Source organism: Rhizobium etli CFN 42 (genome assembly GCF_000092045.1).
Taxonomy (GTDB): domain Bacteria; phylum Pseudomonadota; class Alphaproteobacteria; order Rhizobiales; family Rhizobiaceae; genus Rhizobium; species Rhizobium etli.
Map to the genome: position 1 here is coordinate 2,692,939 of NC_007761.1, position 15,455 is coordinate 2,708,393.

16 protein-coding genes and 2 pseudogenes are annotated in these 15,455 nt (G+C 61.6%); 11 read left to right on the forward strand and 7 right to left on the reverse strand.

Annotation, left to right across the window (positions count from 1 at the left end):
* Positions 1-32 precede the first annotated feature (32 nt).
* The gene (locus tag RHE_RS13215) at positions 33-683 is read right to left on the reverse strand and encodes a TetR family transcriptional regulator (protein ID WP_011425833.1); all 651 of its coding nucleotides are present in this window, start codon (positions 681-683) and stop codon (positions 33-35) included.
* A gap of 91 nt (positions 684-774) precedes the next feature.
* Between RHE_RS13215 and RHE_RS13220 the strand changes: the two genes are divergently transcribed.
* The 3 genes from RHE_RS13220 (at position 775) to RHE_RS13230 (ending at position 3,681) form a co-directional block, all read left to right on the forward strand.
* The gene (locus tag RHE_RS13220) at positions 775-1,428 is read left to right on the forward strand and encodes an O-methyltransferase (RefSeq protein WP_011425834.1); all 654 of its coding nucleotides are present in this window, start codon (positions 775-777) and stop codon (positions 1,426-1,428) included.
* Positions 1,429-1,751: 323 nt separating this feature from the next.
* Positions 1,752-2,564 (forward strand): hypothetical protein, encoded by an 813-nt coding sequence (locus RHE_RS13225; RefSeq protein WP_011425835.1) that lies wholly within the window; start codon positions 1,752-1,754, stop codon positions 2,562-2,564.
* A 118-nt stretch (positions 2,565-2,682) separates the two neighbouring features.
* Positions 2,683-3,681 (forward strand): DUF808 domain-containing protein, encoded by a 999-nt coding sequence (locus RHE_RS13230; RefSeq protein WP_042119259.1) that lies wholly within the window; start codon positions 2,683-2,685, stop codon positions 3,679-3,681.
* 43 nt (positions 3,682-3,724) lie between these two features.
* On the opposite strand, the gene RHE_RS13235 is transcribed toward RHE_RS13230, so the two are convergent.
* Positions 3,725-4,102, reverse strand: coding sequence for a winged helix-turn-helix transcriptional regulator (locus RHE_RS13235; RefSeq protein ID WP_011425837.1), 378 nt, complete (start codon positions 4,100-4,102; stop codon positions 3,725-3,727).
* Between the two features lie 132 nt (positions 4,103-4,234).
* Here RHE_RS13235 and RHE_RS13240 point away from each other — a divergent pair, with 132 nt between their 5' ends.
* Complete coding sequence (locus RHE_RS13240; protein ID WP_011425838.1) at positions 4,235-5,074, forward strand: SDR family oxidoreductase; 840 nt, start codon at positions 4,235-4,237, stop codon at positions 5,072-5,074.
* A gap of 235 nt (positions 5,075-5,309) precedes the next feature.
* Here the strand turns inward: RHE_RS13240 and RHE_RS13245 are convergent, their stop codons facing one another.
* Entirely contained in the window at positions 5,310-5,756 is a 447-nt protein-coding gene (locus tag RHE_RS13245; RefSeq protein ID WP_042118664.1) for an Lrp/AsnC family transcriptional regulator, read from the reverse strand.
* Here RHE_RS13245 and RHE_RS13250 point away from each other — a divergent pair.
* The 4 genes and pseudogenes from RHE_RS13250 to RHE_RS13260 form a co-directional block, all read left to right on the forward strand.
* A pseudogene (locus tag RHE_RS13250) lies at positions 5,753-6,765 on the forward strand (argininosuccinate synthase); the annotation flags it as partial. The gene RHE_RS13245 and the pseudogene RHE_RS13250 overlap by 4 nt on opposite strands.
* A gap of 292 nt (positions 6,766-7,057) precedes the next feature.
* Positions 7,058-7,231, forward strand: coding sequence for a hypothetical protein (locus tag RHE_RS33615; protein ID WP_166486910.1), 174 nt, complete (start codon positions 7,058-7,060; stop codon positions 7,229-7,231).
* Between the two features lie 279 nt (positions 7,232-7,510).
* Positions 7,511-8,287, forward strand: coding sequence for a phosphodiester glycosidase family protein (locus RHE_RS13255; protein WP_042119260.1), 777 nt, complete (start codon positions 7,511-7,513; stop codon positions 8,285-8,287).
* 243 nt (positions 8,288-8,530) lie between these two features.
* A complete protein-coding gene (locus RHE_RS13260; protein ID WP_011425840.1) occupies positions 8,531-8,932 on the forward strand; it encodes a GFA family protein in 402 nt (133 codons plus the stop codon).
* A 38-nt stretch (positions 8,933-8,970) separates the two neighbouring features.
* On the opposite strand, the gene RHE_RS13265 is transcribed toward RHE_RS13260, so the two are convergent.
* The gene (locus RHE_RS13265) at positions 8,971-9,444 is read right to left on the reverse strand and encodes a VOC family protein (RefSeq protein ID WP_011425841.1); all 474 of its coding nucleotides are present in this window, start codon (positions 9,442-9,444) and stop codon (positions 8,971-8,973) included.
* A gap of 317 nt (positions 9,445-9,761) precedes the next feature.
* Between RHE_RS13265 and RHE_RS13270 the strand changes: the two genes are divergently transcribed.
* Both RHE_RS13270 and dapB read left to right on the forward strand, forming a co-directional pair.
* Positions 9,762-9,977, forward strand: a complete 216-nt coding sequence (locus RHE_RS13270; protein WP_011425842.1) for a hypothetical protein — start codon at positions 9,762-9,764, stop codon at positions 9,975-9,977.
* Between the two features lie 144 nt (positions 9,978-10,121).
* Entirely contained in the window at positions 10,122-10,913 is a 792-nt protein-coding gene (dapB, locus tag RHE_RS13275; RefSeq protein WP_042118666.1) for a 4-hydroxy-tetrahydrodipicolinate reductase, read from the forward strand.
* A 33-nt stretch (positions 10,914-10,946) separates the two neighbouring features.
* Here dapB and RHE_RS13280 read toward each other — a convergent pair.
* The 3 genes and pseudogenes from RHE_RS13280 to RHE_RS13295 all read right to left on the reverse strand — a co-directional run bounded on the left by RHE_RS13280 (position 10,947) and on the right by RHE_RS13295 (position 14,255).
* Positions 10,947-11,866: pseudogene (locus RHE_RS13280) on the reverse strand (ornithine cyclodeaminase family protein).
* Positions 11,867-11,950: 84 nt separating this feature from the next.
* A complete protein-coding gene (locus RHE_RS13285) occupies positions 11,951-12,457 on the reverse strand; it encodes a GNAT family N-acetyltransferase (RefSeq protein WP_011425845.1) in 507 nt (168 codons plus the stop codon).
* Between the two features lie 976 nt (positions 12,458-13,433).
* The gene (locus RHE_RS13295) at positions 13,434-14,255 is read right to left on the reverse strand and encodes a helix-turn-helix transcriptional regulator (protein WP_011425847.1); all 822 of its coding nucleotides are present in this window, start codon (positions 14,253-14,255) and stop codon (positions 13,434-13,436) included.
* Positions 14,256-14,349: 94 nt separating this feature from the next.
* Between RHE_RS13295 and RHE_RS13300 the strand changes: the two genes are divergently transcribed.
* Positions 14,350-15,273, forward strand: coding sequence for a phytanoyl-CoA dioxygenase family protein (locus RHE_RS13300; RefSeq protein ID WP_042119263.1), 924 nt, complete (start codon positions 14,350-14,352; stop codon positions 15,271-15,273).
* Positions 15,274-15,455 lie beyond the last annotated feature (182 nt).

Consider the following 15,455-nt stretch of genomic DNA (forward strand, 5'->3'; position numbering starts at 1 on the left):
AAGCCTCTCATTTGCCGTGTTGAGGTCCTTTGTTAGGAATTCACCGTGTCCCGGCCGGATTCGAGCTTTTCAAGGTAGGCTGCGTACATCTCGGCCATGGCTTCGGCGTAGGTTTCGATCTCGCCCAAGCTTCGGGGAGCCTCCGAGAACTGCTTCCCCACCGTGGCGAGCGTCGTGACGATCAGGTCACCGGCAAGCGCCCGGCTTGCCTCCGGGACCGATGGCAGCACCTCCTGCATGAACAGCCCGATGATGCGGTCTCCCGACGCCCTCGCCGCCTGCGCCTCCGGCGCATCCCGATAGAACGGCGCGGCGTCGTGAAGCGCCACTCGCATCGCCGCTTCCTCACACTCGGAGCGAAGAAAGGCGTGAACAAGGCTGCGCAGCCGTTCGAACGGCGGTCTTTGTGCATCGGCAAGAATGTCGGCGAGCATGTCATTCGTCTGCCGCCATTCGTCGCTCTGCAGCCGGAAGAGGATTGCCGCCTTGTTGGGGAAATATTGGTAGAGCGAACCGATACTGACGCCCGCCCTCTCCGCTACCCTCGCCGTGGTGAAGCGATGGGCTCCCTCCCGTGCCAAAACCTGAGCAGCAGCATCGAGGATCGCCCCCACGAGCTCCGTCGAGCGGGCCTGCTTCGGCTGCTTTCGTGAAGAAATCCGTGTACTTGGCCGGTCGCTCATAGCAGTGCTCCGCAATGCGATTAGAAAATGCGAGGGATTATTCGTATTTTTGAGGCAGCGCAAGAACCTCATCATTCCAAGGAGCCCTCCAATGACGACACTGACCACCGCGCCGCTCGCGCCTCTCCTCCTCCGCCTGTTCGAAGAAGCCGCCGCGGCGACGAGCCCCGCCATATCCGAGCTTTCCAGCGACGAGAGAATGCGCCTGATCAGCAGCAAGACGGAATATCTCGACCTTTACGGGCGACTGAAGGATCTCTGGCTTCCTGTCTCGCGCGAGGCCGGCACGATGCTCTACATGCTGGCGCGCAGCTGCCGTGCTCAAACGATCATCGAGTTCGGCACATCCTTCGGCATCTCGACCCTCCACCTTGCTGCAGCACTGCGCGACAATGGCGGCGGCCGGCTGATCACCAGCGAGTTCGAACCGTCGAAAGTCAGGCGGGCGCGCGAAAACTTGACGGCCGGCGGTCTCATCGACCTTGTCGAAATTCGTGAGGGAGATGCCCTCCACACCCTTGGCACCGATCTTCCTGATACGATTGACCTCCTGTTCCTCGACGGCGCCAAGGCGCTCTATCGCGATATCCTGGAACTGGTGGAAGACCGCTTGAGACCGGGCGCCCTCATCGTCGCCGACAATGCCGATGTCAGCCCGGACTATCTCGCCCGCGTCCGCACACCCGCCGCCGGCTATCTCTCTGTCCCGTTCGAAGAGGACATCGAGCTGTCGACGCGGGTTTGATATCGGGAGCCTGAGCGGGCGCTCCGCAGCGAAGTCTGCACTTCTCTTGCGCTCAGGCACTCGATCCTACCGTCGCTCACCCTCCCATTGCTACCTCAACTGTGGGAACGACGCCGTGCGGCTTGCCTCTCTTCTCCCCAGCGGGGAGAAGATGCCGGCAGGCAAATGAGGGGGCCACACGGCACATCCTTCACTGCCTTGGCCTTGCCACACAAAGCGAAGGGCAGATATCGAACAACCCACCGCCCTCACGCACAACCCATCTTGCACATCCCCACTCGCTCACCTAAGGCAATGCAACCTCCTTTCCGCAAGGCTGCCCGGTGCTCCGCTTCATCCTCCACGCCCTCGCCGTTCTCATCCTGACGCTGCTCACCCAGATCGGTGGCATCGTCTATCTCATCGCCCTCGCCGCTGCGCACGCCTTCGGCCTCAGGCGATTTCCCGCCAAGTTCGCGCTCTTCCTTTTCTGCTACGCCGCCGCGACCGTCGCCACACAATTTGCCGCACCGGCATTCGGCCGCGTTCCGCTCTCCTGCCTGACAAGCGCCGAAGACAGGCTCGTGGTCCGCTCGCCGATCTACTGCGCGCTGAACCGCAACTACGTCACGCCCAAGCTTCGCGATCTCGCAGAGGCGCTCGCCGCCCATATGGACGCGCAATTCCCCGGTACCGTCACCGTCGCGCTGGATGCGAACTTCTCCTTCGTCAACGGTTTCCCGCTGCTGCCGCATCTCTCGCATGCCGACGGCAAGGAGCTTGATCTCGCTTATTATTACAAGGATGTCGGCGGCGCCTTCCTGAACGGCGCCACCCGCTCACCGATTGGTTATTTCGCTTTCGAGGAACCTGGCCCGGGTGACGAACTGCCTTGCGCGGGTCGCCACGACTGGCTCACCACCCGCTGGAATTTCGATGCGCTGCAGCCGTTGTTCCCGGCCTACCGGATCGAGGAGCAGCGCACCGCGGCGGCGGTCGCCTGGCTGACGACGGAAGGGGTCGCGCGCTTCGGTCTGCAGAAGATCTTCATCGAACCGCATCTGAAGAACGCGCTCGGCATCACCGACGCCCATGTCCGCTTCCAAGGCTGTCGGGCCGCCCGCCACGACGACCATCTTCATATCCAGATCGAGTGAGCGCAATCGAACGCCAGCTCGGATCGGGCGCCGCAACCATCCGTGGCAGCGCCCCTTTCCAGCTGCCGGCCGATTGACTATTTTCGCTGTCCATATCCCTGAATGAGGAGGTTTGCTTGTGAGTGTCGGCCTGATTGCCCTCCTTGATGATGTCGCAGCGCTTGCAAAGGCGGCCGCTGCTTCCCTGGACGATGTCGTCGCTCAGGCGGGCAGAGCCGGCGCCAAAGCCGCCGGCGTCGTGATCGACGACGCTGCCGTCACGCCGCGTTATGTGACCGGCCTGTCGGCGGCGCGCGAACTGCCGATCATCGGGAAGATCGCCGTCGGCTCCCTCAAGAACAAACTTCTGTTCCTCCTGCCGGCAGCACTCGCCCTCAGCCTTCTCCTGCCGCAGGCAGTGACGCCGCTGCTGATGCTCGGTGGGCTCTACCTTTGCTACGAAGGCGCCGAAAAGGTCTACGAGCTGGTCGTGCCGCATGCCGCCCATGCCCACGAGGCGGAGCTCGAGACGATCAGCATCGATCCCAAAACCTTTGAGGACGAAAAGGTCGCGAGCGCCGTCAGGACCGACTTCATTCTGTCGGCCGAGATCATGGCGATCACGCTGGGCTCCCTGTCCGAGTCGGGGCTGGCGGTGCAGGCGCTGGTTCTCGCCCTGGTCGGCACGATGATCACCGCCGCCGTTTACGGCGTCGTCGCCTTGATCGTGAAGGCGGACGACTTCGGCCTCTGGCTTGCCCAGCGCTCTTCCCGCTCGCGGACAGGGGCGTTCCCGCGCATGCTCGGACGCGGCCTTGTGCAGGGCATGCCCTATCTTCTCCACGTGCTGGGTCTGATCGGGACGGCGGCGATGATCTGGGTCGGCGGCGGCATCATTGTGCACGGCGCCGAAAGCTTTGGCTTTGCCTGGCTGAGCCATCTGCTCCACGATGCCGGAGAAGGCGCCGCGCATGCAATGCCGGCCGTCGGCGGCGTGGTTTCCTGGCTGGTCCAAGCTGCCGGCTCAGGTCTTGTCGGCATCCTCCTCGGGCTTGCGGCCATCCCGGCCGTCGGCTACGCCGTTTCGCCCGCATGGCGGTGGTGCGCAGCACGCCTGCGCAGGATGAGGACTGCGTAAGCGCGGGACAGCAGATGTTGCTTACGTCGAAGCGCCGGCATCATCAACCGGCGTCCCTTTCATCATACGCACGCTGCGCCGCAAAAATTGCGTCCATGTTCTGCTCTGCCCAATGAGTGAGTGCCGAAACCGTATCCGTCAGCGTGCGCCCGAGCGGTGTCAGCGCATATTCGACGGTTACCGGCACGGTCGGAAAGATCGTGCGTGAGATTAGGCCGTTGCGCTCGAGCCTTCTCAGTGTCTGCGACAGCACCTTCTGCGATATGCCCTTGATATCGCGCCGGATGTGATTGAAACGCACCGGCCCGCCTTGCAGCCGGTCGAGGATCAGCAGCGCCCATTTGTCCGCCAGGCAGTCCAGCACCAGCCGCGTCGGGCAGCGATCCTCATAAACATTGTAGCTCTGCTCTGTCGTCGTCATTCCATCCTCCCCTTCCCGCGGGTTTCCCGCAGGAAACCAGGTGAGAAAAAAGTGCTCTCTTTTTTTCGATCCCGTTTTCTCTGTATGTATCCCATGGAAAGATAGTTTCCAACAGAAACCACGGAGAGTGACATGAGCAGCACAATTCTGGTTCTCGGCGCGACGGGCACCGTCGGCCGACATGTGGTCGATGGGCTTTTGGCGAAGGGCGAAGCCGTCAAGGCCGCCTCTCGCGCCGGCAAGCCGGTAGCCGCCGCCGAGGGCGTCGCCTTCGACTATGCCAGGCCTGAAACTTTCGGCCCGGCCCTCGAGGGAGTCGACCGTGCCTATGTGTTGCTCGCCTCCGGCTATGTCGACTCCAAGGGCCTGCTGCTGCCGGTGATCGAAGCGGCCGCAACCCGGAAGGTGAAGGTCGTGCTCCAAAGTGTGATCGGCGTCGATGCCGACGACTCCATTCCCTATCGCCAGGTCGAGATTGCGCTGGAAAAATCCGACACTCCCTATGTCATCCTTCGCCCGAACTGGTTTTCCGACAACTTCCACACCTTCTGGAAACCAGGCATCGACCACGGCCAGATTGCGCTTCCCGCCGCCGAAGGCAAGTCGAGCTTCATCGACGCCCGAGACATCGCGGCAAGCGGCGTGGCGGTGCTCACCTCCTCGTCTTTCGACGGCAAGGCCTTCAACCTGACCGGCCCGGAAGCGCTCTCCTATGCCGAAGCCGCCGCCATCCTCTCCGAAGCGATCGGCAAGCCCGTCACCTATAACGCCGTCTCCGACGAGGCCTTCATCGAAATGCTGACGGGGGCGGGCGTGCCGGCCGGCTATGCGAGCTTTCTCGCTTCAATCTTCTATCCCGTCCGCCAGAACTGGACAGCCGTCATGACCGGCGACGTCGAGACGCTGACCGGCAAGGCCCCGCGCTCTCTGAAGACCTACGCCGCTGATTACGCCGCGGCGCTGAAGGCGTAATCGCCACCCTGTAGTCGTCATGCTCGGCCTTGTGCCTGGCCTTGTGCCGAGCATCTGCAACCGGTGCAGCAGATCCTCCACGCAGGCCGAGGATAGCATCGAGAGTGGGGCTGCGGCCCTTCTTCTATCGGGATGGAAAGCGGCAGACGCAGCTCCGATCATGTCATCGCCGGACCAGCGCATTACCACCTCAGCAACTCAGGTGCTCGACATCAGCCGCCAGCGACAGCGACACTTATCGCAACGGCAGCTCGAAGCTCCGTTTCAGCGTTTCCATCGGCACATCGGTCTTGACGTTGAGGACGCTCGGAATGCGCGTCAGGTGGTCGGCTTGAAAACGCCAGTAGCTGTGCAGATCGGCAGTGACGATCCGAAGCACGGCATCGCACTCCCCCGCCGTAAGGTAGCATTCCATCACCTCCGGAAACCGCCTCACGGCTTCGGCAAACCGCAGCGTGACCTCGGCATCCTGGGTCTTGAACCACACACGGGCAAAAACCGTCAGCCCCGCCCCGACCTTTGCCGGATCCAGCACAGCGACGTAGCGATCGATGATCCCTGCCTCTTCCAGCAACCGAACACGGCGCAGGCAGGGCGAGGGCGAAAGCCCCACCTCCCGTGCCAGCTCGACATTCGAAATGCGCCCGTCGCGCTGAAGGACACGGAGAATATGGCGGTCGATCGCGTTTCGTCCGCGACTTTATCTCCGATGCTGCGGGCTAACACACTCTACGAGGGTCAGTATCTCCTCGGCAGTTCCGTCGCCCGACCGCTGATTGCCAAGCATCTGGTCGCCATAGCCAAGGAGATCGGCGCGGACGCCGTTGCCCACGGCGCGACAGGCAAGGGCAATGACCAAGTCCGCTTCGAACTGGCCGTCAATGCGCTTGATCCGTCAATCAAGATCATTACTCCGTGGCGTCAATGGAACATTCGCTCCCGCACGCAGCTGCTGGAATATGCCGAGAAGCATCGGATCCCTGTCCCGAGCGACAAGCGTGGCGAGGCGCCGTTCTCGATCGACGCCAACCTGCTGCACACTTCGACGGAAGGCAAAATTCTTGAAAATCCAGCGGAGGTCGCACCCGATCATATCAATCGGCGCACGATCGATCCTGTCGACGCTCCCGATGCCCCTGAGATCGTCACCGTCGGCTTCGAGAGCGGGGACCCTGTTGCCGTCAATGGCAAGGCAATGACACCGGCAGCCTTGCTCACCGAACTCAATGAATTGGGCGGCCGGCATGGCATCGGGCGGCTCGATCTGGTTGAAAACCGGTTTATCGGCATGAAGTCGAGGGGCGTATACGAGACACCGGGAGGAGCGATCCTGCTTGCGCGCATCGCGGAATTGAATCGATCACGCTCGATCGCGCCGCCGCGCACCTGAGGACGAGATCATGCCACGCTACGCCGAGATGATCTACAACGGCTTCTGGTTCGCCCCCGAGCGGGAGATGCTGCAGGCCCTGATCGACCAAAGCCAGGTCTTCGTCAGCGGCGAAGTGGCGATGAGGCTCTATAAGGGAAGCGCCTCGGTCATCTCTTGCACGTCGCCCTCCTCACTCTATTCCTCAGACCTCGTCAGCTTCGAGGAAAGCTCCATCGCCTATGATCATCATGATGCCGAAGGCTTCATCAGGCCCAATGGATTGCGGCTCAAAAGTTGGGCGGTCCGCAATATGCGGTGAGCGGCTGATCTTAACTCAGCAGCGCCATCCCTCAGCATCTGCCAATGCCTTCATCGAGGGCATTGCTCCCAACGCTTCAAGTGCTTGTTGGAGCGCACTATGCGGATCTCGCTCGCGACCGAACCACTGCCCAATCCACGGGAAACCGAGGAAGCTATTTCAAACGATTTTAAAAAAGCTACGAAAAAGCTAATTGATTTTAATTTTATCATTCAAATTTTCTTGTTGCGGCGCGAGAGAATTTAGCCATTAATTTCCGCAGGTGCTCAGTATGTTTGTTGGAGGAACCCGCATGACTGTGACATTTCCGCTGACCGAGAAGCGCGACGCCGAGGCGTTGCTGAAGCACTTGACGGTGCACAAACTTAGCTGTCCGGGAAACTGCGTCGTATCGCTCAAGGCACATGTCGCCCACGTCTCATCCTCTCATACAACGGCACTCGGCACCGCCCGTACCGCCTGGTAGGGTTGAATGTTCCCAGCTTTGCCAGGGTGTCTGGGTTCTGATGGCGGCGGCGTTTGCCGCTGAGGCTCCTTCCCCCTCATCTGCCTGATCCACCTCTTCTGCCAGCGGAGGAAGCGGAGGCGTCGACGTCTCACGAAAAATCTTGGAATACCAATCGCGGCTGACAGCATTGCTGTGCCGGTAAAAATTCCTATTCTTGGCGCCGCCGATGGCGATGAAAAACCGGCGCTGCGGCCGCACGATAGGAAATTAGATCTCGTCATGACTATTCTGACACCACTGACCTATCTCAAACAAGGCGTGCTCGCTGCGGCCATGATGCTGGCGGCAATGATGACATTCCTGCCTCAGGCGCATGCAGAGCCATGCGAACAGGAAACTTTCGAACAGGCGACATACGTCGTTTGCACGCTGGAAGCAGGAAAAGCCGATCTGCGCCTGTTCTGGAAAGATGCCGATGGCGAACCATACCGCGCTTTTTCAAACCTCGCCGAAGCCCTTCGCTTCGAGGGGAAAACGCTGGCCTTTGCCGTCAACGCCGGAATGTACCGGGCCGACTTTTCGCCGATGGGACTGTATGTCGAGAACGGCGGGGAATTGAAACCTCTCAATACGGCAGGGGCCGGAGGCTTTGCCGGTCAGGTCCCGAATTTTTATAAGAAGCCGAACGGCGTGTTCTTTCTTGATGAAGCAGGCGCCGGCATACTTCCGACCGACGAATTTCTGAAGCGCGCTCTTAAGGTGCGGTTCGCCACGCAGTCCGGCCCGATGCTCGTCATCGCTGGAAAGCTGAACCCGATCTTCATCTTCGGCTCGACAGACCGAACCCGCCGGAGCGGTGTCGGCATCTGCACAAGCGGCGCAGTTCGCTTCGCGATCAGCGAAGACAGCGTCAATTTCCACGATTTCGCACGACTTTTCCGCGATCAGCTGAAATGTCCCGACGCGTTGTTTCTCGATGGTGGACGCGGTGTCGGACTCTTCTATCCGGCAATGGGCCGCAACGACCGCTCCTGGCACGGCGGCTATGGCCCGATCTTCGGGCTTGTGGAATAGGACACGAGGCATTCCGCGTTCATCGCGCTCCGCGATCCCGTCACACGGCCTTTGAAATGAAGAAGCATGGCACGGGCCCCTTGGACGGCGGCGGCCTGGAGGCAGCATGATCCGGATATCGAAAGGATTGCACCTGACATCGTCACGGGCCGACCGGATCAATAGGCAAGCGGCAATTGCGGTCACCGCGCGATTAAGGCACGATGCGGTGCTTGAAGGAGAGCAGCAAGTGAACTCACGCTCATGCTGACAGGCTCATGTCATTGCGGCAACGCGAGCTGGACGCTCCAAGGCGATCCTGGATCGATCACCGCGTGCAACTGTACCCTCTGCCGACGCTACGGCACGCTCTGGGCCTATGATTACGAAGGAGAGCGTATTGCGCTCACCGGCCAGACCGCCTCCTACACCCGCTCCGGCAGGGAGACGTCATCCCTCGAAATTTTGTTCTGCCCATCCTGCGCTTGCGTCTTGAGCTGGCGCGGTCTGCGCCTGCAAAAGGATGGCCGCCGCCGCATGGCGGTCAACATGCGGCTTGCACCTCCGGAACTCGTCGCCGATCTCCCCATCGATCACTTCGACGGGCTGGACACATTCAAAGACCTTCCCTCCGACGGGCGATGCGTACGCGATCTCTGGTTCTGACAGGCTGGCACCTGTCGGCCTCGGGCGGTAATGGCGCCTCAAGCGCGCCGAGCCGCCTCGATCGCCGCGACATCGATCTTTTTCATCGTCATCATCGCGTCAAAAGCACGCTTTGCCTGATCACCACCCGCCGAGAGTGCTTCTGAGAGGACGCGCGGAGTGATCTGCCAGGACAAACCCCATTTGTCCTTGCACCAGCCACACTCGCTTTCCTGGCCGCCATTACCGACGATGGCGTTCCAGTAGCGATCGGTTTCTTCCTGATCCTCCGTGGCGATCTGAAACGAGAAGGCTTCACTGTGTTTGATTGCAGGGCCGCCGTTCAGACCGATGCAAGGGATACCCGCGACGGTGAATTCAACAACCAGAACGTCTCCCTGTTTACCTTCAGGATAATCTCCCGGCGCACGCGTGACAGCACCCACAGCGCTGTCGGGAAAGGTCGCGGCATAAAAGCGGGCGGCATCCTCAGCGTCTTTGTTGTACCATAGGCAGATCGTGTTCTTTGCCATTGCGCGGTCCTCTTGGTTTGCAATTCCCACTCAAATAAGAGGGAAATCGCCTTTCTCCAGCCCATGTAGGTTATTTCGGCGAACGCCTTGTTCGGTCTGCCACGCGCCTGCGAGGGACGCTCGACGATGCGGTCAGTGCGGTCCCCGGGCAGGCGAAACGCGCAGATCGTGAATACGCGTCGACGACAGGCTTGACGGCGGCTCCGGCATCACGACATCCATAAAGATCTGGAACCAGCTTGCTGTGTCCGGCCGCAAAGCGTGTCAGACTGTGCAAGCTGCGCATCGTCTGCGCGCCGATTGAAAGGGCCGAAGCCATGCACAAGTTCACCGTTACCCTCACCCGCGAGATCGAGGCCGATACAGCCGAGGAGGCAGCCTTGCTCCTGTACCAGGAACTTTCGAAGGGACCCGTCCCTGACCGCTACTCGGTCACCGACGAGACGAAGGTGACCACGGAGATAAATCTCGACCGGAACAAGGCTGATGAATTCGCCAGCATCGATCACACCGCCGATCCCGGCAACTGGTAAGGCCAGGCGTTCACAGGGACGGTCGCAACAAATCCCCTGCTTTACGCCGGGAGCGCAAGTGCGGTAGGTGCAGAATGCCGTTCCGGCGCGAACCCCGGATGCAAGCGGCCGCTCTACCGGAAATATGCCAGCCAAGGAAAACACGTGACCTCACCTGTCAAAATAGCCGTCGCCGGCGCGAACGGCCGCATGGGTCGCACCATACTGCCGCTGCTCGCGGCCGATCCGGCTTTTGCGGTCATCGGCGGCATCGGCCGTCCCGGCTCCGCCGGTGACGGGCTGATCGACCGTGCAGCCGCAATCGCAGCCGCCGATGTGATCCTGGATTTCACGACGGGAAATGCCGCTGCCGAACTCGCCGGCCTCTGCGCCTCTGCAGGCGGGCCGGCCCTGGTGATCGGAGCGACCGGTTTCGAGCCGGAAGAGATCCAAAGGATCGCCGCCGCCGCCCGAACGATTCCGATCCTGCGCTCCGGCAACTTCTCCATTGGCGTCAACATCCTGGTCGGCCTCGTCGCCCAGGCGGCGCGCGCTCTTCCCGCGCATGGCTGGGATATCGAAATCCTCGAAGCCCACCACAACAGGAAGATCGATGCCCCGTCCGGTACGGCGCTGATGCTCGGCGAAGCGGCCGCCGAGGGGCGCGGCGTTTCCCTGGCATCTGTCGAGCGGCGCAGGCGTGACGGCGTCACCGGCGAGCGGCCGGCCGGCGAGATCGGCTTCGCCGTCCTGCGCGCCGGCGGGCTCGTCGGAGAACACAGCGTCCTGTTCGCCGCCGCCGACGAAGTCGTGACGCTGTCGCATTCGGCTCTCGATCGCGGCATGTTCGCCCGCGGCGCGCTTGCCGCCGCCCGCTGGATCGCAGGGCGCGCACCCGGCGAATACAGCATGCGGGATGTGCTGGGCCTGACGGCTGAGAGCGCGAATAGAGAATGAACGGAGGCTTGAACCACCTCCTTGAATCAAGGTCTACACCGACGCATCCAGACTATCAAGGATCGCCGCCGCGACGGCAACTTCGGTACCGGCGAGGCCCACGGAACAGAACAGTGTTATCTCTTCGGGCGATCCTCGCCCCGCCGCTTTCCCGGCAATGATCTCGGCGAGGTCAACCAGACGGCCGTCGCTGCCGGAGCCCGCCAAGAAAAAGGGCGATGGGTATGCGCGCGCCTGTTCGAGAGAATCCGTCGCGATCACGGCCGCGGCGTCGGCGACATCCAGACCGAGTTCGTACCCGTGAAGCGTTTTCGGGCCGACAGTGTTGACCTGCGCGCCGGCCTTTAAATCGCCGGCGTGGAGGACGGGCGTTTGGCTTGTCGTTGCGCAGATGACGATGTCGGCGTCTTCAACGGCTTTCGAGACGCTGTCGACGGGCTCCACCTCAAGCCCAAGTGCGAGTTGCATCTCGCTTGCAAAGGCAACACGATTTTTCTCGTCACGGCTGTAAACGCGGGCGCGATCGAGGTTGCGAACGGCGGCAGCCGCGGCGAGCTGGGTTCGCGCCTGCGCGCCGCTGCCGACGATGCCGACGATCTTGGCGTCTGGCGCACCGAGATGCCGGATCGCGAGACCTCCGATCGCACCGGTCCTGAGGCTCCCGAGGCGCGATCCGAGAACGATGCCTTTGAGCTTGGCGTCGTCGGCCGACCATACGGCGACGATCTGCGCATGCTCGGGCCCATCGAATGGGTCGTAGACGCGAAAGCCCGCAAACGGTTTCTCGCCCAGGATACCGCCAACGGTAAAAACGAGATCGCCTCGGTCAGCAAACGACACGGCGAGATCAACCGGTTGGCGGCCCTGGCATGGAAGGCGGTCTCCACCGCATCGATCGCGACCGCCATCAACCCGCTATCGTCAATATGCTTGTCCATCAGGATTTTCATCACGGCAACCTCCGATTCAGGCGGCATCCTGCAACCCCAATCCCGCTTGAGGTCAAGAGGCCGGATGGCCCGCCGCGCCGCGACGGCCTAACCCACCAGCCGCCGCGCCATCATGACATCGTCGATCTCCCGGCCATCCTCCAGCACGCCGCCGGGGATACGGCCGATCTCGGCAAAACCTTGCCGCTGGTAGAACCGTATCGCCGCCGAATTTTCGGCGCTGACGAAGAGTTCCAGTTGACGGATGCCGATATCGCGCGCGTGATCGGAAATCGCCTCCAGCAGTTTGACGGCAAGGCCGGTCCCGCGCAGCTTGGCTCTGATATAGACCATGACGACCGTGGCCCGGTGGGCCATCTTGCTCGATCGCTGCCGAAACAGGCCCATGACGCCGACGGGTTCGCCCTTCTGAAAGGCGATGAAAACCGGCTCGTTCAGCCGATCGCGCCACTCCTGCAGAGACAGAATTTCCCAGTCTTCGTAGCGGCTTGCAAAGGAGGACGGCTCGGCACGAAGCGCTTCCAGACGGATATGCCGGAAAGCCTCCACCTCGTCTGCGCCTATGAGCTTGATCGTCACGCCGTCTGCATCCATCTCCACCTCCCGGACTATCGGAGATATGTCATCGCAGCCGGCTGCAGTGGATGCAACCCGGAAGCGCGAGTTCGATTGCCGCCTGGCCCTACCGCGGCCCCGCCAAGACTCAAGAGCGCCTCATTATGAGGTGCGATCCGCAGGATCGCCTCGAAGGACGAGGCGGGTCTGTCGGCGGGTGATGAATGCAAGAAGCGGCGTTGGGCCGCGTGCTTCGAGGCTCCGCCCTCCGAGTGCTGTGCGCCTCAGCATGAGGGAGGTTGGAGGATGCCGCTCCCTTGGAGTGGCAGGCGTTAGAGGATATCGCGCCCGACAAGTGGGAGGCCTGGGCGCGAACACTGCTCCAAACTCCCTCACTCCTGAGGACACGAGAAGTGATGAGAGGGGAAAAGTAGTGCCCGCAACGGTCAAAAGAAAGAGGCGCGCCCTACACCAACGAACACAAGGGCAGCGCCAACTCCACCTTACTGCGCCGGCGTGCCCACCCGGCCGCCTTTGCGCACGCCTGATTGATCGGGCTGCGCCTCCGGCTGATTGCCAAGCCGCAGATCCCATTGGCTGGGAGGACGCATAGCGGGCTGATCTGTCCTCGGTTCGCGGGTCGACCGCACAATCAGATCATCCGGTTCGAAGGCCGTCTGATCGCCAGGCCTCTCCATCTGAACCGGTGCAATCTGATAGAAGACGACGAGAAGAATTATCCCGACTACCGAGCACACGAGCGCATAGAGAATGAAATATTTCAGTGCATATCCCTCGCTGATCGACAGAGCTGCCTTGATAGCAGCGCGAATGATATTGCCGGCATTATTGATAGATACTTCAAAAGAAGGCAATAGATTTTAGACGATCTTTGAACAATTTCGAGACCAGGCTGCATAAAATCAACATCTACTGGAGAAAATCGCTTAATTCCTCCCGCAGTGCTTGATTTATTCAATATCGCGACAAAGACGGCGAGCGATAAACCAACAGCTCAACCTCGCTTATATCGCATCCGGAATTCACGGGGGCTGCAGCCCTCGCGCTCACGAAAGACGCGAGAAAAATAGAACGGGTCTTCGATGCCGACCATGGCTGCGACGGTTTCTATCTTCTCGTCTGACGTGGCGAGCAGCTGCTTGGCATGGTCTATACGCGCCCGAAGCTGGAAGTCCTTGGGCGCCATGCCCGTTTCAGCGATGAATTTCCGCCGCAGCGTCGCCGGCGATATGCCGTGCTCCGCGGCAAACGAGGCAAGGTCGAGAGGCTGCAGCGCCCTGCCCCGCAGCGACTCGACGAGATCGCCGGTCGCGTCCTCGCCTTCGCGACCTGCAGCAGCGCTCGCCTGCCGCGCGGTGGCGATGACAATGCCATGGAGCGCCAATGCCGCCGAGGCCTGCCCGAGATGGCTGTCGTCGACGAGATCGGCATGCAGCCGCGCGAAGAGCCGCACCACCTCCTCGATCTGGCGTAACCTCACGAGTGGATGGCGCTCGCCAATCAGCCGCATCCGCAGGAAATCCCGTGTGAACGGGCCTTCGAACAGCGCCCAGCGCTCGTCCCATCCGGCGTCGTCGGGCCCATAGGAATGGAGACGGTTCGGAAACAGCCAGAAGAGCGCCGGCCCTTCCACGCGCTGGCGCCCGCCGACGGTTGTTTCGAGAAAGCCCTGCCCGCGCTCCACCAGCACGGCCGCAAAACTCGGCAGCTTCCTGTCCTTCACCGCATGGCGCGCATGCTGCCTGCCGCTGCCGATCACGGCAAGCCCGCCTGCCGCAGCGAGGGGAGATCGATAGATGGCGTCAGCTTCTCTCATGAGCGAAAAATCCAGCTGCAACTTTCCTCCATGGCGATTGGCTCACGTAACAAGCAAGCTGGAGGCAGGAAAAGTCAAAGCAGGAATGAATGAAATGTCAATTGCTGTGAATGCCGCCGGGATGGGAGTGACGCAAACGCCCCTCGCCGCCCATGGCAAAACAATCCCCGCTGAAAGGCTCGGCCCGCTCGCGCCGACCGATCCCGGTATCGGCATTGAGGCTATCCGCCGCCGCTATGAGGAGGATGGTTATGTCTGGCTGAGTGGCCTCCTGCCGCGCGCCGAAGTGATCGACTTCCGCCGTTGGGTCTTCACCCACCTCGCCGAAACCGGCCTGCTGGCGCTCGGCCATGATTTCGCACTCGGCATCGCGGCCGCCGAAGGCTTCGACTGGAATCTCGCCAACCGCCGCCTAATGTCGATCGTCCGCTCCGCCGCCTATGAAGGCTTCTGCGCCCAACCGCGACTCGTCCGCTTCATGGACGCCTTTGTCCAGGGCATCTCCTATCTCCATAAACGCAAGCTGATGCGTTATGTCCAACCCGGCACGGCGGTGGCCACACCCGCCCATTACGATCTCGTCTATCTTCGCGGCGGCACCAGTCGCCTCGTCACCGCCTGGATCCCGATCGGCGACATCCCGGCCGAAATGGGCGGCGTCGTCTATCTCGAAAGCTCGCATGCGCTCGGCCGCAGGATGGAGGCGGAATTCCAGGCGAACAGCGGCACTCTCTCGCCGGAAGAACGGATCAGCGCCTATAACAATCACATGGCCGAAGGCGGCTGGATCTCCAAAGACCTGCCCGATATGGCCGAGCGCTTCGACGCCCGCTGGCTCGCCGCCGATTACGAGGCCGGCGACGTCGTGCTGCACTCCCCCTACATGATCCACGCCGCCACCAACAACGAGGACCGCGCCGGGCGCCTGCGCCTCTCCACCGACATCCGCTACCAGAACGTCGACGACGAAATCGATGCCCGCTGGAGCAACCACTGGAGCCTGGGGGATATGCTGTAGGGCTGATGTCGGAGACTGGCTCCCGACCCTTGATACGTCTTGGGCAAGCAGTTCCACAATCCCGGCCGCCCAGCCACTCGATGCGAGCTGCAGCCTCCTCATGGAGGCGAATTCAAATCTCAAAGCGTCCAACTGTCGCGAAACCATATCAAGCCAAGGCGTGGAAGGCGCGGATGAGTACG